Source organism: Acinetobacter sp. YH12045, from assembly GCF_013419925.1.
Taxonomy (GTDB): Bacteria; Pseudomonadota; Gammaproteobacteria; order Pseudomonadales; family Moraxellaceae; genus Acinetobacter; species Acinetobacter amyesii.
Genome location: NZ_VOZE01000001.1, coordinates 186117 through 206237, shown reverse-complemented (window position 1 = coordinate 206237; position 20121 = coordinate 186117). Strand labels below are relative to the sequence as shown.

General features: G+C 39.2%; 17 protein-coding genes. 5 read left to right on the top strand and 12 right to left on the bottom strand.

From position 1 onward, the window contains the following. Positions 1-141: 141 nt before the first annotated feature. From FTU02_RS01095 to FTU02_RS01085, 3 genes are all read right to left on the bottom strand, one after another. Positions 142-354, bottom strand: a complete 213-nt coding sequence (locus FTU02_RS01095; RefSeq protein ID WP_078193638.1) for a hypothetical protein — start codon at positions 352-354, stop codon at positions 142-144. Positions 355-687: 333 nt separating this feature from the next. After that, positions 688-3297, bottom strand: coding sequence for an aminopeptidase N (pepN, locus tag FTU02_RS01090; RefSeq protein ID WP_180155354.1), 2610 nt, complete (start codon positions 3295-3297; stop codon positions 688-690). 353 nt (positions 3298-3650) lie between these two features. Then, positions 3651-3926: a hypothetical protein gene (locus FTU02_RS01085; RefSeq protein ID WP_180155352.1), complete on the bottom strand. Its 276-nt coding sequence runs from the start codon at positions 3924-3926 to the stop codon at positions 3651-3653. A 493-nt stretch (positions 3927-4419) separates the two neighbouring features. Between FTU02_RS01085 and FTU02_RS01080 the strand changes: the two genes are divergently transcribed. The 3 genes from FTU02_RS01080 (at position 4420) to thiM (ending at position 6870) form a co-directional block, all read left to right on the top strand. Next, positions 4420-4683: a hypothetical protein gene (locus FTU02_RS01080; RefSeq protein ID WP_111885040.1), complete on the top strand. Its 264-nt coding sequence runs from the start codon at positions 4420-4422 to the stop codon at positions 4681-4683. A 148-nt stretch (positions 4684-4831) separates the two neighbouring features. Then, positions 4832-5989, top strand: a complete 1158-nt coding sequence (locus tag FTU02_RS01075; RefSeq protein ID WP_180155350.1) for a hypothetical protein — start codon at positions 4832-4834, stop codon at positions 5987-5989. An 11-nt stretch (positions 5990-6000) separates the two neighbouring features. Further along, positions 6001-6870: a hydroxyethylthiazole kinase gene (gene thiM / locus FTU02_RS01070; protein ID WP_180155348.1), complete on the top strand. Its 870-nt coding sequence runs from the start codon at positions 6001-6003 to the stop codon at positions 6868-6870. A gap of 95 nt (positions 6871-6965) precedes the next feature. Here thiM and FTU02_RS01065 read toward each other — a convergent pair whose 3' ends face one another. The 3 genes from FTU02_RS01065 to FTU02_RS01055 form a co-directional block, all read right to left on the bottom strand. Beyond that, on the bottom strand, positions 6966-7517 hold the full coding sequence (locus FTU02_RS01065; protein WP_180133003.1) for a DUF3828 domain-containing protein: 552 nt from the start codon (positions 7515-7517) through the stop codon (positions 6966-6968). Between the two features lie 19 nt (positions 7518-7536). Beyond that, on the bottom strand, positions 7537-8265 hold the full coding sequence (locus FTU02_RS01060; protein ID WP_180155346.1) for a hypothetical protein: 729 nt from the start codon (positions 8263-8265) through the stop codon (positions 7537-7539). A 380-nt stretch (positions 8266-8645) separates the two neighbouring features. Beyond that, complete coding sequence (locus FTU02_RS01055) at positions 8646-10166, bottom strand: transporter associated domain-containing protein (RefSeq protein ID WP_180155344.1); 1521 nt, start codon at positions 10164-10166, stop codon at positions 8646-8648. 618 nt (positions 10167-10784) lie between these two features. Here FTU02_RS01055 and FTU02_RS01050 point away from each other — a divergent pair. After that, positions 10785-11249 (top strand): MarR family winged helix-turn-helix transcriptional regulator, encoded by a 465-nt coding sequence (locus tag FTU02_RS01050; RefSeq protein ID WP_078193646.1) that lies wholly within the window; start codon positions 10785-10787, stop codon positions 11247-11249. Between the two features lie 21 nt (positions 11250-11270). Here FTU02_RS01050 and FTU02_RS01045 read toward each other — a convergent pair whose 3' ends face one another. Then, positions 11271-11930, bottom strand: a complete 660-nt coding sequence (locus tag FTU02_RS01045; protein ID WP_111885089.1) for an SOS response-associated peptidase family protein — start codon at positions 11928-11930, stop codon at positions 11271-11273. Between the two features lie 38 nt (positions 11931-11968). Here FTU02_RS01045 and FTU02_RS01040 point away from each other — a divergent pair, with 38 nt between their 5' ends. Next, positions 11969-12955 carry a hypothetical protein gene (locus tag FTU02_RS01040; RefSeq protein ID WP_180155342.1) on the top strand — a complete coding sequence of 329 codons (987 nt, stop codon included), beginning with the start codon at positions 11969-11971 and terminating at the stop codon, positions 12953-12955. Between the two features lie 76 nt (positions 12956-13031). Here the strand turns inward: FTU02_RS01040 and FTU02_RS01035 are convergent, their stop codons facing one another. The 5 genes from FTU02_RS01035 to FTU02_RS01015 form a co-directional block, all read right to left on the bottom strand. Then, the gene (locus FTU02_RS01035; protein WP_180155340.1) at positions 13032-14474 is read right to left on the bottom strand and encodes an aldehyde dehydrogenase family protein; all 1443 of its coding nucleotides are present in this window, start codon (positions 14472-14474) and stop codon (positions 13032-13034) included. A 111-nt stretch (positions 14475-14585) separates the two neighbouring features. Then, entirely contained in the window at positions 14586-15062 is a 477-nt protein-coding gene (locus FTU02_RS01030; protein WP_180155337.1) for a hypothetical protein, read from the bottom strand. 88 nt (positions 15063-15150) lie between these two features. Further along, a complete protein-coding gene (locus tag FTU02_RS01025; RefSeq protein ID WP_180129521.1) occupies positions 15151-17313 on the bottom strand; it encodes a malate synthase G in 2163 nt (720 codons plus the stop codon). 526 nt (positions 17314-17839) lie between these two features. Then, complete coding sequence (gene zapE, locus FTU02_RS01020) at positions 17840-18991, bottom strand: cell division protein ZapE (RefSeq protein WP_111885050.1); 1152 nt, start codon at positions 18989-18991, stop codon at positions 17840-17842. Positions 18992-19075: 84 nt separating this feature from the next. Then, entirely contained in the window at positions 19076-20083 is a 1008-nt protein-coding gene (locus FTU02_RS01015; protein WP_180003059.1) for an AraC family transcriptional regulator, read from the bottom strand. Positions 20084-20121 lie beyond the last annotated feature (38 nt).

The following is a 20121-nucleotide window of genomic DNA, read 5'->3' as shown; positions in this document are numbered from 1 at the left end:
TTGCAATACTTCCCATCAATTTCGCTCAGATAAGCACAAAAAAGGGATGCACTTCATCCCTTTAGCTAGACGTCAATCTGAGTCTGATTCATATCATATCGCTTTCAATCTAGACAATATCCACGATATGCATTTGAGCCTTTACGATTTACCAATGATTTGATTCAGAGTCTGTAGGTATTGTTCTGCATCTCGGCGCGCATTGAATTTCTTTTCAAATACACCTGTGTTTTGCACACTATTGGGTGTGTATTCTACCGAAACAACAAAGGTATCAAGCAAATCTCTATTAATTCGAATTGCAATAATATGATGTGAGTTTAAATAAAAACCTTCATCAACCTTAACTAACATGACCCGCCTCAAAAATCCCACATAATAAAATAGATAAAAAATCTAAACATTCATAAACTTGGATGCATTACCGCATACAGTCATTCATGTGTTAGACCTATTTTATTGTAACGCCATTATGTGATTTATGTTGCAATTATTATTAAATTTAAATGAATAATCAGAGAATGGCATTCAGTTTCTGTCTTCTAAACATGATTGATTTTCAATCCTAACTAAAGTTTAGATAAAAAAGACTGGATATAAAATGTGCCTGCTGCCATACCTATGACAACAGGCTCATTTTAGTAAGACTGATTTAACTCAAATCAATCTTACTGAGAAATAGAACGATTAAATACTCAACATACTGTTTAAAGTTTCTGACACATTCTTCGATTTCACAACCGGTTTAAGCGCTTCAAGTTCGGCTTTGACTTCACTACGCTGCGGCTCTGCCAACGTGTACCAACGGGACAAAATTTGCAGTAACCGTGAACCGACAATTGGATTTTTCTCATCGAGGAATTTTGCTAATTCAACAATATGCTGCACACCAAAGCTCCAAGTGTTGACAGGATTGCTATTTAAGCCACCAGTAACCGCACGAATACGGTTCGGTACTTTCAAGTCATAGTCAGGATGAGCAGTCAGTGCCTTGATAGTTTCCGCAGTTGCTTTCGGATGTGCCGCTTGCAACATAAACCATTGGTCCATCGACAAAGCTTCATTCTTAAAGCGTGTGTAGAAGGCTTCTAAAGCTTGCTGTGCTTGTGGTGCATCATTCCAAACCAATACTTTTAAAGCACCAAGACGTTCAGACATATTGCCTGTAGAGCTGAATTGTTCATAGGCCAATTCAAATACGGATGCATCGCCTTGACGTGCCATCATGCTCAACATAATGTTTTTCAATGCACGAACGCCCATAGCTTGTGAAAACTCTTGCTGCGCATCTGGGTCTAAAGTTGCATAAGTCTCTTTAAAGAATGAACCTAACTCACGTGCCACACGACTTAACAGTGCTTCACGCTGTTCTTGCACTTGGGCAGGACTGTAGTCGGTATCAATACGGCTACCTAAATAACCCTCTGTCGGTACATCGAATAAACGTGAAGCAAGTAATGGATCACGCTCAACCAATGCTGGTAATGTATTTTGTATAGCTTGGACATAGATGTCAGCATCATGGCCATTTAACAAAATACGTTCTAACAAGGTTTGGCTGGCTTGCCATTGGTTAAAACCATTCGGCTCGTACTGCATCAGGAAAGCAAGCTCTTTATCTGAATAGTTAAATTCAAGATTAACGGGTGCAGAGAAGTTACGCAGTAAAGACACAACAGGCTGGGTTTTTACACCGCTAAATGTAATGGTTGCAGTATCGGTATCAAATAAATACACGCCATCTTTAATGCCATTTTCAACCAATGCATCTGAACTGAGAACTAACTGTTCACCACTCGTCGCATCAAACAATGCCAAAGCCACAGGAATAGGCACTGCTTTTAAATTTGGATATTTTGGATGCGCTTTTAAGCTTTGTTTGAAGCTTAAAGTATAAGTTTGATTTGCAGCATCGTACTCACCTTTTGCTTCAAGTTTTGGTGTACCCGGTTGGTTATACCAAATCAAGAAACTCGACAAATCTACACCAGAACCCGCTGTCAGAGCTGCTACCCAATCTTCAACAGTCACAGCTTGACCATCGTGGCGTTTGAAATATTCGTCAGTACCTGCACGGAATTTTTCTTTGCCCAAGAGTGTCGCCATCATGCGGTTAATTTCCGCACCTTTTTCATACACAGTTGCGGTATAAAAGTTATTAATTTCAACAAAATGATCTGGACGCGGTGGATGTGAAAGCGGGCCTGAATCTTCTGGGAACTGATGAGCTTTTAACACAGCAACGTCATCGATCCGTTGTACCGCAGCAGATTGTAAATCTTCTGAGAACGACTGATCACGGAATACTGTCAAACCTTCTTTTAAGCAGAGTTGGAACCAATCACGACAGGTAATACGGTTACCCGTCCAGTTATGGAAGTATTCATGTGCAATCACAGACTGAACGCGCATGATCGCAGCATCTGTGGTGTATTCTTCATCAGCAAGCACACAAGAGGTGTTGAAAATATTCAAACCTTTGTTTTCCATTGCACCCATGTTAAATGCACTGGTTGCCACGATCATATAATTGTCTAAATCATAAGGACGACCATAATGTTCTTCGTCCCAACGCATTGAGTGCTTTAAAGCTTCCATCGCAATATGACATTTTGGAATGTCTTTTTCTTCTGCATAGATTTCTAAAGCAACATTACGACCTTCAGACGTCACATAAGAATCTTTGAGTACCGCCAAATCACCAATCACACAAGCAAATAGATACGATGGTTTTTTGGTTGGATCTTGCCAAACGGTATAATGACGACCTTCACCGGTTTCACCCGCTTCAATCAAATTACCATTGGCAAGTAATACAGGGAATTTTTTATCCGCTTCGACACGTGTGGTAAATACCGATAGCACATCAGGACGGTCAGGATAATAGGTAATTTTACGGAAGCCTTCAGGCTCGTTTTGGGTAACGAATAAATCGCCTGCCGCTTGGTATAAGCCTTCGAGTTGAGTATTGCTTTCAGGATGAATCACGACTTCGGTTTCAATGACAGCTTGGTCAGGTGCATTTGAAATTACCAGTTGTTCTGCATCTACAATATAGGCATCTGCTGGCAAAACTTGACCATTTAAGCGAATTGACTTGAGTTCCAAATCACGACCCAATAACACCAAATCCCCAGCAGTTTGACGCTGCATCACTAATTTTGCATTTACATTGGTATGCTTATCAAAGACTTGAATATCAAGATCGATACTATCTACGACAAATGATGGTTTTTGATAATCTTTTAAATAAACAGTTTGGTCTGCTTCGACCACTGGATTTGCCGCAATATTCATATCTCGTCCTATTCCTTAGTTATTGCTTCATCAGCTTTTTGAACACATTGTGAATGACTTGATCATACGACAAGATGCATAAGCTGTCCTCGCATTTACAATGATTTATATATGGGCTCAGCGCATGTTGTTTTCAATCATCTTTATAGAATAATTTAAATGCTGGCACATATTTTCGCCATGTTTAAGCAAAATAAATGCCTGAGTTGAGTACAGCTATAACAATGTGCAAATTTTTTATCTACCTAAAATAAATAAAGCGCCTATATACTAGAAAGAGAAAGTACAGGTGCTTAATCCATCTGTACGTTCAAATTATTGCGCTCAAACTTACCTGCTTAAGACTTATACGATTATTGATTTGCAAAAATTAAATCGAGTGCGCTGTCATAGTCTACTGCAAAGTAAAATTGAAATGCCGTGACTTTTGTAGTGAGGAATTGCTGAATTTCTTCCGTCGCACCAGCCACATAAATTTTAGATAATTGATGTTGCTGCGCCAGGCCCAATAACTCGATCGTCTTTTCCAGTGTTTGATCATGCCCAATAATCAGCGCGCCAACCGTACCCTGTGGCTGCTTATATAATTGCATGCGAGTGATATTGCTGTTTTTAAGTGCGTCTGACATGTGTATTCCATACAAAGAAAGGATAAAAAAGATCAAAACCTTTAGAAATCAAGCCGAATCTTACTGTGTATCAGGTTCATTAGATTCCGCTTGGTTTCAATCCTAGAAGCCCAGATCATTAGAATTATAAGCTCAATATATACAAATATACTTTTAAAATCCAATCGCTTAGGTGATTCCTTCCAAAAAGCACCTTAACTCTCGAATCATATCAATATTCTGATTTAGATTTGATTGCATACTTCTGTTTAAACGATGCACCAAGATGTTTCTTTTTCAACAGTTTAAGCATTTTGAGAATTCATTAGACATAGCCATACGCATCAATATTATTTTGTTACTTTTAAATTAATAATTTATTTTCAATATCTTAATAAAACAATATGCCGTTTATCTGCTTTAAAATGTCTACTCAAAACATTTGAGCATGCGTTTTGCATCTACTTAATTGCCAAAAGCAAAATCATCAGGCTAAAACAAAAAGAGATGCATTATGTTTATTAAAGAACACATCATCCGTATTGAAAATATGAAGACCCTGCAAGCGCTTGATGCTGCAAATATCGACCATCAAGTAATTGCAATGTTTATGACTTGCGAAGGGATTCCACTCAAAGCCTTTGAGGTCAGTTCATTACTTAACTCATATAGTGCATTAGGCACTAAAAAAGTCGCGTCTAAAAAAGTGCAAGCCTTAATACAAGCCAAACAAGTTGGAGAGGAGGACGAATCGATCCCATGCCCAGCCGCTTATTAATAACCCATTCTGACTAAAAGCTGCATCATCACTATGCAGCTTTTTTATTTGTCGACTTCTCGCCTGAGCTGCCGCAACTGAAATTGCAAACCCGTCTTTAAACAGAGATGTGTATAATCAATTTAATCTTTCAAGAAACGCTGGCAACATGTTCAATATTCTACGCAAACAAATGGATGAAAGTACGCAATGCCCGTTGTGCCGTGCATCTATGTATTGGGTAGATGCTGAAAAATTAGATGAGCAAGAATTTAATTTTTACCAGTGTAGCCACTGTCATCATCAAATATTTCCAGAACAGCAATATAACTGCCATTGTGAAAACTGTCAGGCCGCGCGAAAAAAACTACTGAAAGAAACCCGTTTACAAGAACAGCGTAAACTTAAAAATAAAGATATCGTTGAGCGTGAATTAAGTGAACTGAGTTTTTTACAGAAACTTTTTTTGCTGGCTTTATTGGATAATCACGTCCAAGAACATACGGCGCATCAAGAATTTATCGACTGGGACGCTATTAAATATCACAACATCAGCCCGAATTATCTCTTTCAACAGTCGCTCAAAAAGCATCTCGTGCATGAGCAAATTTTGATTGTGAAAGATGATGCACTACAAGCTGAACAGTATTATATCAATGTCCGTTTGGATGGATATTCAGAGCCTAGTCTTTTTAGTGTCGCGCAGCAACTCCGCCATTGGTTTTATGAAAATTTAGCTCTGGGTGTTCCTTTTAAAAGCGCTGACGAAGTGAAAGAGTGCTTGTATCTCCTACTGTTTCAAGAAATTGTGCAATTCATGCAGTTTTACTGTAAGACATGGGGCATTCAAATTGCAGGGAATAAAAGCTTTCAAGTGTTCTGTTATCGCCTACTCGACCATCTAGCGGTTGGGCAGATTTACTATATGATTCAGTCAGCACTCGAATACCTACATAAACAAAAAGCCCTGCAAGTTCGTAATGAAAATTTCATTAATACCAATCTGTTAAAAAAGACCTTACAGCAATACCGTGAACGTGGCTTACAAGAAAAATGGGAAACCTTTACCCTCCCTCGTCCGCCACAACTCCCCTTTAGTAAAATGAGTGAAATTTTGCTTTTTAACTTTTTAGGACTCGATGAAAGTATCTTTGTGCAACCGATACGCCATGCTTGGAAAAAAATCGAACCTCGCTTAAATTTTTATTCCACAAAGCGCTGCATGTACTGTGGTTCACAAGAGCTCTCTGTCGATTATGATGCCGCAGATTATGTGACCCTGTTCTGCCGTAATTGTAAACATCAAGACCATTACTTCACCCGCTAAGGGAGAAAACGATGAATCAATCTGAAAATTTTGAAACGACCATGAACAGTGAATTGACTGACTTAAATAGCCCGCTTTTGCAAAGCGTTATTAATGCGTGGATTGAACTTCAATCCAAACAACCTTTGGTGCATATCCTCACCAATGCAGTCGCGAGCAATTATGTCGCCAATGTCCTTTTAGCTGCGGGTGCTTCTCCTGCAATGATTGACAATCCCTTTGAAGCTGAAAGCTTTGCCTCGATTGCCAGTGCCTTGAATATCAATTTAGGCACGCCAACGTCTGAACAAATGCAGGCCATGCAAATTGCTGCACAAACAGCACAAAATTTAAATAAACCTTGGGTGCTTGACCCTGTCGGTTATGGCCCCGTTTTGCCATGGCGATCTGAAATGGTTGACCAATTACTCCAATACAAGCCAAGTATTATTCGCGGCAATGCATCAGAAATTAGCGGTCTTGCAGGTAACCAAGGAGAATCACGTGGTGTAGATAGCACGCTCAATAGTGCAGAAATTTATTTAAATGCTGTGCCCTTGTTAGAACACTGTGAATGTGTGGCAATTTCAGGCGAATCAGATTTCATCTTATCGAAAGAAATGAATGCGGTGATACAGATTAATGGTGGATCTTACTTACAACCCAAAGTGACGGCTTCTGGCTGCGCTTTAGGTGCGTTAACAGCGGCTTATTGCGCCGTGAGTGAAACGCTAACTGCTGGCACGGTCGCAGCACATTTGCACTTTGCGATTGCGGGTCAAAAAGCCTATGAAATTAGCTCAAGTGTCGGCAGTTTTAATGTTGCATTTTTAGATGAAATTTATAATCTCAATGAAGATGATTTCAATCAACTTGCCAACATACAAATTTATGCACTATGAACTACGATAGCTTGAGAAAAAAACAGCTTGAGTAAAAGGCTCAAGCTGTTCAGTGTTTCATGCTGTTTTTGAATAATTAGAACGCGTCAAAAAGCTTACTGTGCCGTACTATCACTTGCAGCATTGGCATCAAACATTTCTGAATCTTCGATCGTTTCTGTTGGATTACTCAAAATCATGTCTAGGTCATAGTCCCCCACATAAACAATATTTTTGATTTTTGAACAGTCGCCATCACTCATTTCATAATTTAAGACTTTGGCTTCATCACCAATTTTAAACTCAGCACGAACAACGTTTTTATTTTCATCAAAACTCAGTTTAGGCTCAACGCCTTTTTTCGAATCTTGCTGCGGATCTTGGCTATCCGTGAAAATATCAAAATCCACATTACACTCTTGTCCCGACTGCTTACAGTTAATTTCTGCTTGCATACGTTCCGCTAACGATGGCTCAAAATAGGCAGTAAGTTGATCTTTACTCAAAGCGTGCAATTTCAACTCTTGATCATAAATTTGTTTGACCAATTTTTCCGGTGCAACACATTTCTGCGATTGCTCTTGTATTTTTTGCTCTGCAGGCTGACAAGCCGTTAAAAAGACTGCCGCACCAAAACCTAATAATCGATATATCGTCATTTGTCGCATAACACATCCATGTCCATCATTAAACTGCTCGCCCAACTGCCAGATTCATATTTGCTTCAAAAATGGTTGAAACATTTAATTTACAAATACACATTAACCCCATGCCATCAAAATAATCTGGCACGTGCTGCATAAAAAATTGAACATGTTCATCAGATTTTTTCCGTCGCCGAACCAATTGCTCAGGCGTCACCTTCGGTAAATCACAACGATGAACAAAAATATCCTCAGCCCGATGCTGCACATCATGCTGACGGATTTTATAACTATTTAAAACATCCACATACTCGGTGGGCATCGGGACACCATGCCTTGGATAAAACTTAACAGAGCGCGAGGCAAATAATGTATATACCTTTGGTTGTGCCAATGTAGCCACAAACCACATCGGAATCGCTGGAAATCGAATCTGATGCTGCATCGCCACTTTAATCGCCGAGTTTAAGGTCAGGTTTTTCCGACGATAATCAACCAATACCCCTGCCCGTGAATTAAAAATAAAAATCGGCCGATTTTTATGCATAATTTTTAATATACGCACAATATTTTGCCCGATCAGTTTATCGTGCTCAAAATACTGAATGATTGGTAATGCAACAATATCGGGGTCATGCATGTATTGATAGAGTTGCTCAATCTTAGAAGTTGGGAAAATACATTGATCAAACTCCCAGAGCCGTTGAAACAACTCATGTTTTTCTTCAATCGTGAGTTTACTAAAATCAATGATATTCTCAGTGATCGCCATACCAACACCCATTTTTTTAATGGATTAACTTTGAATTTCTTCAAAGTACCGAGTTATAAAGTTTCCCGAAGCGGTATTTAAATGAAATAAAATTATTCATAGATCATCATTGATGATTAAAACCCCAAGTTAAAAATGAATCGCTATTTACCCTCATGCTTTTTTAAAATCAACCCTATCAATATTTTTTACTTTTGAACCGCTTTAACCCTCTAAAAGCTCAAAAGTTGCAGCGTTTTTTGACTGTTACATCATGTAAATATAATATGTTTTAACATCATGAATTACAGCCCCCTTGGATAGGATTTCTTATACTTTCTAGTCATACAAAAAAAGACAGCTTCGAAAAGCTGTCTTTGAGTTATTTTAAAATTTAAGCATCAAGCTTGGTAATAGATATCGACCGTTTTAATGCGGTTTTCATCCATTGCCGTAACTTTAAATTGGATGCCTTTAAAATCAACTACAGTGCCGACTTCAACATTGCCGTGAGTCTGATCTAAAATAAGGCCTGAAACACTAATATAACCATCATCTTCTTCGATCAAATCCAGCATTTCCAGTTCAAGTTCTAACTGATACAAATCGAGCATGCCTGAAGCTTTCCAATGTTCATCATCGATTTTAATCAAATCTAGTTGTTCATCTGCATCAGGGAATTCACCAGCAATCGCCTCAAACACATCGAGTGGTGAAATCAGACCTTGTACCGCCCCAAACTCATCCGTAACCAGCACCAAAGAGCCTTTTGAGGTACGCAAGGTATTAATCGCATCAATCACCTTCATCTTTTGGAAAATAAAGATCGGACGATGACGTTTAATCAATGCTTTTAGATCATCTTCACTGTCTAGAACATCAATAAGTTCTTTCGCGCGGACAATACTAATCACTTTATCCAAGCTACCACGACACACAGGGAATAAACTGTGCGGCACAGAAAGGACTTGCTCACGAATTTGCTCAGGTGTGTCATTTAAATCCACCCAAGAAATTTGATTACGGGGAGTCATGATCGACGCAACTGAACGCTCTGCAAGCGTCAACACCCCCCCAATCATGTAACGCTCTTCGTCTGCAAAGGTTTCTTGCGCCTGATTACCGACTTGATCAGCTTCTAAGCGCCCACCCATCAGTTTTAAAATACTGTCTGCAGTACGATGGCGTAATGGAATTTTCGCTTCGTGTTTTTGAGCATTGCGTTGACTAAACTGGTTAAAGGCTTCGATGACAATCGCAACACCAATACCTGAGTAGATATAGCCTTTCGGAATATGGAAACCAAAACCTTCTGCTATCAAACTAATACCGATAAGCAATAAGAAGCTTAAACATAGGATCACGACGGTCGGATGTCGGTTTACAAAAGCCGTTAGCGGTTTAGATGCAAGTAACATCACTGCCATTGCCACAATCATTGCAGCCATCATGACATAAATGTTGTCGACCATACCGATCGCTGTAATGACAGAGTCTAAAGAGAAAACCGCATCTAAGACAACAATTTGCGCAACTACTGCTGTAAAGCTGGCATATGCCACTTTTGTTGTCACTTGAACTTCCGGTTTACCTTCTAATTTTTCATGTAGCTCTGTGACTGCCTTATAAACTAAGAACAATCCACCGAACAATAATATGAGATCTCGACCAGAGAATGTCCAATCAAAAACGGTAATCAGAGGCTTTGTTAATGTGACCAACCAAGAGATTGCAAATAACAATCCTAATCGCATTAATAATGCGAGTGAAAGACCAAGTACACGGGCTTTGTCACGTTGTTCTGGAGGGAGTTTTTCTGCCAAAATGGCAATAAAGACTAGGTTATCAATCCCTAGTACAATTTCTAAAATAATTAATGTAAGTAAACCAACCCAGATTCCGGGATCTAACAAAAATTCCATTAGCTCTCTTCCTCATTCTGGATTGTAAGAATATCTTCAATCAGACCAACGCACGGCGACGGATCCATAAATTTAACCTATGTAACTAGAGACCATTCCATTATGCACAATCTTGCGCATTTGTAATGTATTCAAGCATATTTTTTCGCATCAACAATATGACAAAATGTTAAAAAACGCTGAATACATTACATATCACATAGCCGATATAAATACACAGCAAGATGGTTAAACCAATTTTTTGAGAAAATTGCTTCCACTTTTAAAAAAAGCTTGAATTCACCTGACTTTTAATTAAATGTAATTAAGGACGCTTGTAATAGATTGTATGACAAATCTAATGAATTATTTATTTCTACCTTTTGGTAAAAAATATTAATATTCAATTCAAATTAAAAACGTATTTATTTTCACTACACTATCTCTATACCTAACCTTAGTTTTAATTTCTTTTAAGCATTTAGACAGAATATCAATATAATCTATTTAGATAATCTAAAAATGAGATATCTTCTACTTTCTATTTTTTTATTGTGAACTCTTGCTATTACCCTCTATTTTTCAATAGAATGTTAAAACATTAAATAAAATTAAAACAAATATTCAGGGGACTCCTTTATGACAAAAAAGTATTCAAAATTTTTACCATCCACCGATGACTTTAGTTTAGAAAATTTTCCTTTCTACTGGGTTACTCAGGTGCATTCACAATATGTTTTAAACGTCGACCATGCATTGAAAAAGTATGGCGTTGATAATTCACGTCGTCGTATCCTGCTCGCACTCAAGTCTAAACCTCATGCGAGTGTTTCGGATTTATCTGAAATGGTCGTATCTAAAATGTCGACGACAACCAAGATCGTTTATCGTTTAAAAGATGAAGGCTTAGTAGATACCTATTCTTGTGAAGATGATGCGCGTATTACCCGCGTCGTGTTAACCGATAAAGGCACTGCAATGACACAGAAGATTAACGATCTAACGAATGTCGTTCTAGAGCAATCTTTTGAAGGCTTAACACCGCTACAAATTGAAAAAACCATGGAAAGCTTAAAGCATATTTTCAAAAACTTAGCGCGCTAAGCATTCTGCATCACCGAAATATCAATCGAAAATATTCAGTTGGGGACTGATTTTTTCGATTTTTATTTTGGGTGCGTGTGCACATTCAAACTCATCAACAGGAAAACCTTGTACAAAACTTTGGATGTTGGGTGATTTCCAACTTAGCCATTCCTCTAATCGCGCATGCGGAATCACAATGACCGAGCGCTTTACATTGCCCGGCTCATGAAAATGCTTCATCATCTCATGCTGAATAGCATCCATCGTAATCATGGTACTTGAACGTACAATCTCGTCACCTTGCCGACAAATGTCATATAAGGCAGCAATATAAAACGCTTCTCCATCTTTGCGCTTAACACTCCAACGCTGCGGCTTATTATCGATATACATTGACTCATAAAATTCAGACACGGGTATCACGCCAAACTTACATTTTGAAATCGCATTAATAAACGTAGGCTTTTGATACAAAGTCTCATTTCGGGCATTATAGGTTTTAAGTGCAATTGATTTGTCTTCGGCCCATTTAGGCACCATGCCAAAATTCACTTTTCGCCACTCTAGCCCTTGTTCAGACTTAAAGAGTAGCGGCAAATCATAATTTGGATAGACTTCCTCAGGATATTCAAAGCTGATTTCAGGCAAGTTTTGAGACTTTAATTGCGATAAGGTAATCGGTTTGAAATTAGCACACATATTTGCCATAATCCGCAAAAATTCAATCTTTATAATAAATGAAAAATCTAGACCGAAGTCGCTTTATCGTCTTAATTCTAAGTATATGCCTGTATCCAACCGCACATTCCGCAAAAATCTCTGTACATACCGTTTCATTTCTACCTTTTAGTCTCGACGCGCTCTATCTCAACGAATATCCATTTAAACAAGACCTAATCAATGAGACTGAGATTCCTGCAGGCAAGTACCGCATTCAATATAAGCATTTTCGCAATCAGCAAATGATCAGTACACATCATTGGGTTACGGTCAAAAATCTTCCCAACACCCAAGAACAACAATTTTCATTGGTCATCTTGCCTGATGGTGAAGTAATCAATGTCTCTGACTTTAAAATTAAATCTCCAGAGATGTTTCCTGAAATCCGTTTTGCAAAACGTGCTCAAAATAGTTATCGCTTGATGCAAAATCAGCAAAGACAAAGAGATCAGTTTGGCGTGATTCTTCCTGACGTAGATGAAGCCCATACGACGGAATTGGAAGATCAATTTGGCTGGTTTACGGTGAACGCAGATGATGGGCGTGTCAGGACAGATTGTACAGGCACGTTTAAAATCAATCCTCAAGATGCGCTCCCCTATTTCACCACTGCAAATTCAGCCATTCAGTTTAATTATCAACAAGGGAACCAAAAACATAACGCATACTTAGCGTTTAGTGATAACAATCCGCTTATTCCAATCGAAGATCGAACAGTTCATGAGGCAACGGATTACAAAAATGGCTTGAAGTTTGATGTGTATATTCACCATATCCAAAAAATAAAAACCGAGACTATTTCTTCTAATTATTCAATCTACAATTATAAGGTGCAGGTAAAGCTGTATATGACGGCCTTGCAGCGTAAACCTATTCTGTTGATGAATCACAAAATGTACTATCAGGATAATTGTTCAAGCCAAGATATTGGCGCTTTTCTGTATTACAAATACACGTTGGAGCCGTTTTTGGGACTATATTCTGCTGATATTTCATGGAAATAAACTAAAAATGTCCTGCGTAACAGAACCTGCAGTGAAGTCTATTACACAAGATTAAATAGACTTCACTTTGAGTATTTTAAGCAGGGAACGTTTGCCAATGGGTGCGGGTGAATTCCTCAAATATCCACTCACCATTAAAACGACCAAGCCCTGAATTACGTTCACCACCAAAGGGTGCATTAGAATGATCCGCCACACTGATGCCATTGATATGCGTCATGCCTATATCTAGCTTGGCAGCAAACTCTCCACCGCGCGCTAGGTTTGAGGTACATACTGCACTCGATAAACCAAATCGGGTTGAATTTGCCAATTCTAGTGCATGCGCTTCATCTCGCGCTTTTAAAATCGGCAAGATTGGCCCAAAGCTTTCTTCTAATGCAATATCAGCATGTGCATCCACATGGGTGAAAATATGCGGTGCAACCAATTGACCTTCAATACCACCTGCGTAGGCTAAAATTGCATCTTGCTGAATAGCATTTTGAATAATAGTTTTTAATTTATCGATTTGCGACTTATTGATAATGGGCCCTATCAGAGTTTCAGCATCATTCGGATCACCGACCACAATGCTTTTTACCCGTTTAATTAATTTTTCAACATAAGCATCGTGCAAGGATTCATCCACAATCACTCGATTGGTACTCATGCAGATTTGTCCTTGATGCAAAAAACGCCCCATCACGGTCAGTTCAACGGCTAAATTTAAATCTGCATCATCTAAAATGACCAAAGGCGCATTGCCGCCAAGTTCCAGCGCTAAACGCTTAATCCGTGAACTTCCTAGCGCTTTCACCCCCACCTGTTGACCCACTTCAGTTGAACCTGTAAATGAAATCATTTTAGGCACAGGATGCTCTACAAAATAGTCGCCAATTTCACTGCCGCTGCCTGCAACAACATTTAATACGCCATGCGGCAAACCCGCTTCTTCAAATAATTTCCCGAGTAACGTTCCACCTGTCACTGGCGTGTCACTTGCAGGCTTCAGTACCACACTATTGCCGCAAGCAATCGCAGTCACCACAGAACGCATCGACAAATGAAATGGAAAATTCCAAGGGCTAATCACTGCTATGACTCCCAAGGGTTTGCGCAGTACAAAACTCTTTCGACTCGGATCTTTACTCTCTAGCTCCACGGTGTGCATTTTTTCAGGAAAACTCAGCGATTCTTGGATAATGCCGAGCGCCGCATCAACTTCAATATTGGCTTTTAAACGTGTACTCCCAGATTCATCTATCAGCCATTGAATAATTTCTTCTCTGCGCTGCTGAATGGTTTGAGCTAATTTGTTGATAACTTGCTGACGTACTTTAATAGGCTTGGTCTTTTCTGATTTAAATGCTGCTTCTGCCGCACTATAAGCACTGTCTACATCGACACTGCTGGCTGCCTGCAATTCAAAAATCTGTGCTTGGCTAAAGGGATTTATATTTTTGATGTGACGCGTTGAAGTCCCTGCTCGCCATTGCCCACCAATATATTGCAAATCTAATGCGGTATAAGCTGACATCGTTTCCATCCTATTTTTATCATTCATTCCAATGTAAAGGCTTCAGCATTGAAAAGCTATGAGAAAAACAGGATAAAACTTTATAATTAATTTCTTTTACAACCTTATACTTTAAACAGGCTGATGAATCTGCCGCATCGCTTTATAGATTCGCCAATAAATATAACAGCTAATGATGACTTCAAAACTTAGATCTTTAACTGTGGTGAGTTGCTCAAGCGCAGCCTCCTCCATGTTAACGGTCAACATGGGTAACAGCCCTTCAACAACTACAGCCATCAAGATAAAGAGGACTAAACTCTGAATCGTTACGGGCAAATACAATGCAATAAAGCGCTTTAAAAAATCTCGGCCTTGCTCGCCGCCATTGGCTTTAAATATGGCATTCACCCAGCTGATCAGCAGACCAACTTGTAAAACAAACGAAGCCCAAGCTTCTGTAGGTTTGGATTCTGGGGTTAAGGTCAGTGCTAAGTAGCTAAAGAAAATCAATATTGAGCTGGCAATATAGTAGTTTTTATAATGGCTTTCTGAGACTTTATTCAGTCTTATATCATCCACCAACCGATTTACATTCCATAAATACATGGAGTTTCCTTTTCATTTTTTATGTCGACATTCTAACTTTCTCAAGCAATAAAAAAAGCCTCCGAAGAGGCTTTTTTTGATTTACAGATTAGTCACCTGTATAACCTTTTAATTTTAAACGGTAAGCATGAAGAAGCGGCTCTGTATAACCAGAAGGCTGCTCGCCACCTTTGAATACTAAGTCATAAGCAGCTTTGTATGCATAACCATCAAAGCCTGGTGCCATTGGTGTGTAAAGTGGATCGTTGGCATTTTGCTCATCCACAACTTTCGCCATGCGCTTAAATACTTCTTCAACTTGTTCAGCAGTTACGATACCGTGACGTAACCAGTTCGCAACGTGTTGAGAAGAAATACGTAAAGTTGCACGGTCTTCCATCAAACCAACGTTGTTGATGTCTAGTACTTTTGAACAACCTACACCCAAATCAACCCAACGAACAACATAACCCAAGATACCTTGAAGGTTGTTTTCGAGTTCTTTGGTTTTCTCTTCTTCAGACCAGTTTGTATCTGTCGCTAAAGGCGGCGTTAACAAGTCATCTAAAGATAGCGGCTGAGTATTCAACAACTCTTTTTGACGCTCAGAAACATTGCACTGATGGTAATGGATCGCGTGAATTACAGCGCCAGATGGAGACGGAACCCATGCACAGCTTGCGCCAGCTTCTGGATGCTCAATCTTAGTTTTGTACATATCAAGCAACATATCTGGTTTTGGCCACATGCCTTTACCGATTTGCGCTTTACCACGTAAGCCGGCTTGAAGACCGATCATCACGTTACGGTTTTCATATGCAGGGAACCAGATTTGAGACTTCACTTCGCCTTTACGAACGAATGGACCTGCTTCCATGAAAGTATGGATTTCATCACCCGTACGGTCCATGAAACCTGTATTAATAAAGATCGTACGATCTTTCGCTTGCGCGATACAGTTTTTCAAGTTCACAGAAGTACGACGTTCTTCGTCCATGATACCGATTTTCAAAGTCTTCGCAGGTAGACCAAGCGCTTGTTCAGCACGCTCAAATAATTCAACTGCAAATGCAACTTCTTCTGGACCGTGCATTTTTGGCTTCACGATGTACATAGAACCTTTACGAGAGTTCTTGTTTTCGTTTTCGCCTTTGATGTCTGCAAAGGTCAATAACGGTGTGATCAATGCATCCATAATACCTTCGTAGATTTCAGCACCATCTACAAGGATCGCAGGGTTTGTCATCAAATGACCCACATTACGAAGCAACATCAATGAACGACCGTGAAGCGTAGTTTCACCACCGATCAAGTTTTTGTGCGTACGATCTTTATTTAATGTACGCGTGATGATCTTACCATTTTTCTCGATTGACTCAGAAAGTGTACCTTTCATTAAGCCTAACCAATTACGGTAGCCTTCAACTTTCTCTTCAGCATCAACTGCTGCAATTGAGTCTTCTAAGTCTTGAATTGTGGTTACTGCAGCTTCAAGAACTAAGTCTTTAACGCCCGCAGCATCAGTTGAACCAATTGGGCTCGTCGCATCAATTTCAATGATTACATGCAAACCATTGTTTAAAAGTACGATTTCAGTTGGCGCAGCTTCGTCACCATTAAAACCAACAAACTGAGCTTCTTTCGCTAAAGTTGCAGTTGAGCCATCTTTTAGGCTTACAACTAACTTTTTGCCTTCTACCGCATATTTAGTTACATCTGCATGCGAACCATTAGCTAGCGGGAAAGTTTCATTTAAGAAGTTTTTAGCAAATTCGATAACTTTTGCGCCACGAGCTGGGTTATAGCCCTTACCTTTTTCCGCGCCGTCTTCTTCAGAGATCACGTCAAAACCGTAAAGAGCATCGTAGAGTGAACCCCAACGTGCGTTCGCAGCGTTTAAGCAGTAACGTGCATTACGTACAGGCACTACTAATTGCGCACCAGCCAATAATGCGATTTCTTCGTCTACATTTTCTGTGCTGATTTGGAAATCTTCTACTTCTGGTAATAAGTAGCCAATTTCAGTAAGGAAAGCTTTGTAAGCTTCGAGTTCAAATTTGTTGTTGCGGTGCCATTCATCAATTTTCGCTTGAATGTCGTCACGCTTAGCCAATAGTGCTTTGTTCTTTGGGCTAAGATCGACAACGACTTGTTCAAAGTTTTTCCAGTAAGTTTCACTGTCTAAACCTGAACCCGGTAGTGCTTCATTTTCGATGAAATCGTAAAGTTCTTTAGCAATCGCTAACTTGCCTTTTTGAATACGTGCAGTCATTGTCTTTCCTGATATTGCTATTTTTTATAACAAGAGATTCTAGTATACCCATTTATACTTTGCTGAATAGTACTATCACATTCCTAAATAATGATCATTTTCTATGTAATGAAATACCCTCATCATTCAACATAATAAAGATCAGAAATACGACGTCATCATCAGCCTGAATACCTTTTTACAGTGTATAAAGTTTTTGAAATGTCGAAATTAGACTTAAGTGCAGAATTTTGTTCTAAAACTGAACAAATAGACCCAAGCGTCAAACAAACTCACTCGATTAAGCCATGAAATGCTGCCAATGTCGATGCTACAACTTCAACCAATCAGTTTAAATTTAATGCTTTTATCGATGAATTATTAAACAGCCATACTTCTTATTTAATGATGCTTTTATCATGAGACTTTGCTTTAACTTCTATTGTTCGTTCCACAGCTTTTCTTAATTTATACATGTTTTCTAAAACTAAAAATCAAAAAAAAGAACGCCATCAAGACGTTCTTTTTTTCATTCCAACAGAAACGCTTAATTTTCTGCCGTAGATTCTGGTGCATTGATTTGACGGTGAGATGTATGTAGATAATCATCAGATTGCATTTCCAATAAGCGCGAACGTGTACGCTCAATTTCAAATGCCAATTTTTCACCTTGATATAATTCAATAATCGTATCTTCTGAAGTAAGCAACAACTTCACACCACGGTCATAAAACTCATCAACTAGATAGATAAAACGACGAGTCCCTTCAGACAAATAATCCGTCATGTGCGGCACATTACTCACTAAGACCGTATTATAAATATTGGCAATTTCAATAAAGTCCGCTGGACTACGTGGTTTTAGGCAAAGCTCAGAATATTCACACCACAGCACATCTTCCGTATGACCAATGGTTTCTACAATACGCTGATTAATAATAATTGGCTCTTGTGAAACCGTTTGGGTTTGCGTTAATGCTGTAAAACGCTGTGCCATCCACAACTTATGTTCATGTGTTAAAGGCGACTTAAACAACTGCGCTTGTTTCAATACACGTAAACGATAGTCTACGCCTGAGTCTACATTTAAAATCACACAGTTCTTTTTTACCATTTCGATGGTTGGGATAAAACGGTCACGGTGGATCCCGTTTTTATATAAACCATCTGGTGCGATGTTAGATGTTGCAACAAGGGTGATCCCACGCGTAAATAATTTTTGGAATAGATCACTCAAAATCATCGCATCCGTGACATTGGATACAAAGAATTCATCAAAGCAGATCACGACTGCTTCTTTATAAATTTGGTCGGCAACAAGGTCTAGTGGATTACGCTGACCTGAAAGCTTATTTAATTCACGGTGTACGTACTGCATAAAGTGATGGAAATGCATACGAGTTTTGCGTCGAAATGGCACAGAATCATAAAACTGATCCATCAGCCACGTTTTACCACGTCCTACACCGCCCCACATATACACCCCTTTAGGTGCAGTTTGACGACGGAAACGACGAAACGCTTTTTTAGAAGCCTTAAAACGTTGGATTAATTCTTGCCAAACTCGATCCAACTCATGCACCGCTTGCGCCTGTTCCTGATCTGGTAAAAACTGACCAGATGCTAAGGCTTGAGCATAACGCTCAGCCGGTGAAATCGGAGTAAATGCGGTGTTGTGTGGTGACTGAAAATCTGACATATCATTAAATACTTTTTTGGGCTAAATGAATTATAACGAAGAATAAACTCGAAGATATAACACTTTGGCAGTAAAGCGCATTGGCTATTTATTATATTGTCTCGGACTATGCCCAAACCAACGTTTAAACGCATGATTAAACGCCGCAGGTTCTGAATAGCCCAGCAATTCTGCAATCATTTCAATTGAATATTCATTATATTCAATCATACGGAGTGCTTTATCTTTAATAATATCTTCACGAATTTGCTTATAACTGGTATTTAACTGTTGCAGTTGATGACGCAAAGTTCTTTCAGGCAAGTTCAACGCTTGAGCAGTTGCTGCCATACTTGGCATCGCACCACTTTGTAATTCCAAATAATCTTGCACACGTTGAACCAATGATGGCGCATCTTCATCGGCGCTTAAACGTTCTAACTCCGCAATACATTTCGACTCATATAATCGAAAAGTAATAATATCTGCGGAAGGGATCCGAATATCTAAAACATCTTCATCGAACCAAAACGCTGCAAATGGCGCACCAAAGCGAACTTGTGGACCATAATAATCAGTAAACATTTTTAATTTTTCAGGATCTTTGGGTTCAGCAAACGGCAAATCAATTTGAACTTGCGGTGTAGATAGACCCATCATTTTGTACAGATCACGAATGAATTTATAAGTTCCAGAAATTTCCGACTGTGCCAATAATGCACCTAGTGGCGCATACACATCTTGCGGTTGATAGCATAAAGCCACTTTATGCTGGCTGATTTGTAAACTTAAACGCCCAGTTAGATGCGTCAACTGTTGAAAGCGAATCCCCTGATTTAAAGCTTGGCGTAAAGTATCACTGGTGACCAATAACATCAGCAAAGGGCCATAACCCGCCAGTGTATAATGTTGACCAATAAATAACCCTTGCTCAGGTTCTACATCTTTACCAATGACTTTCAGTACATCCCACTCCAAACTTGGATGGATTACTGAAGTTGGATCGAGCGCATCGACACGCAGCCCAATGGTTTGCAAACGTTGATCGACATCCACGCCTGCTTTACGCATTCCTTGTACTAAATACATCAGGCTTAGAATGGATCGCTTCATAAATCGTAAAATGACATTAAATTTCTTCTTTTTTACTA

What these genes read in the sequence shown, in the direction of transcription:
- FTU02_RS01095 (WP_078193638.1), bottom strand. Translation starts at nt 354, where the DNA reads ATGTTAGTTAAGGTTGATGAAGGTTTTTATTTAAACTCACATCATATT.
- pepN (WP_180155354.1), bottom strand. Translation starts at nt 3,297, where the DNA reads ATGAATATTGCGGCAAATCCAGTGGTCGAAGCAGACCAAACTGTTTAT.
- FTU02_RS01085 (WP_180155352.1), bottom strand. Translation starts at nt 3,926, where the DNA reads ATGTCAGACGCACTTAAAAACAGCAATATCACTCGCATGCAATTATAT.
- FTU02_RS01080 (WP_111885040.1), top strand. Translation starts at nt 4,420, where the DNA reads ATGTTTATTAAAGAACACATCATCCGTATTGAAAATATGAAGACCCTG.
- FTU02_RS01075 (WP_180155350.1), top strand. Translation starts at nt 4,832, where the DNA reads ATGTTCAATATTCTACGCAAACAAATGGATGAAAGTACGCAATGCCCG.
- thiM (WP_180155348.1), top strand. Translation starts at nt 6,001, where the DNA reads ATGAATCAATCTGAAAATTTTGAAACGACCATGAACAGTGAATTGACT.
- FTU02_RS01065 (WP_180133003.1), bottom strand. Translation starts at nt 7,517, where the DNA reads ATGCGACAAATGACGATATATCGATTATTAGGTTTTGGTGCGGCAGTC.
- FTU02_RS01060 (WP_180155346.1), bottom strand. Translation starts at nt 8,265, where the DNA reads ATGGCGATCACTGAGAATATCATTGATTTTAGTAAACTCACGATTGAA.
- FTU02_RS01055 (WP_180155344.1), bottom strand. Translation starts at nt 10,166, where the DNA reads ATGGAATTTTTGTTAGATCCCGGAATCTGGGTTGGTTTACTTACATTA.
- FTU02_RS01050 (WP_078193646.1), top strand. Translation starts at nt 10,785, where the DNA reads ATGACAAAAAAGTATTCAAAATTTTTACCATCCACCGATGACTTTAGT.
- FTU02_RS01045 (WP_111885089.1), bottom strand. Translation starts at nt 11,930, where the DNA reads ATGTGTGCTAATTTCAAACCGATTACCTTATCGCAATTAAAGTCTCAA.
- FTU02_RS01040 (WP_180155342.1), top strand. Translation starts at nt 11,969, where the DNA reads ATGAAAAATCTAGACCGAAGTCGCTTTATCGTCTTAATTCTAAGTATA.
- FTU02_RS01035 (WP_180155340.1), bottom strand. Translation starts at nt 14,474, where the DNA reads ATGTCAGCTTATACCGCATTAGATTTGCAATATATTGGTGGGCAATGG.
- FTU02_RS01030 (WP_180155337.1), bottom strand. Translation starts at nt 15,062, where the DNA reads ATGTATTTATGGAATGTAAATCGGTTGGTGGATGATATAAGACTGAAT.
- FTU02_RS01025 (WP_180129521.1), bottom strand. Translation starts at nt 17,313, where the DNA reads ATGACTGCACGTATTCAAAAAGGCAAGTTAGCGATTGCTAAAGAACTT.
- zapE (WP_111885050.1), bottom strand. Translation starts at nt 18,991, where the DNA reads ATGTCAGATTTTCAGTCACCACACAACACCGCATTTACTCCGATTTCA.
- FTU02_RS01015 (WP_180003059.1), bottom strand. Translation starts at nt 20,083, where the DNA reads ATGAAGCGATCCATTCTAAGCCTGATGTATTTAGTACAAGGAATGCGT.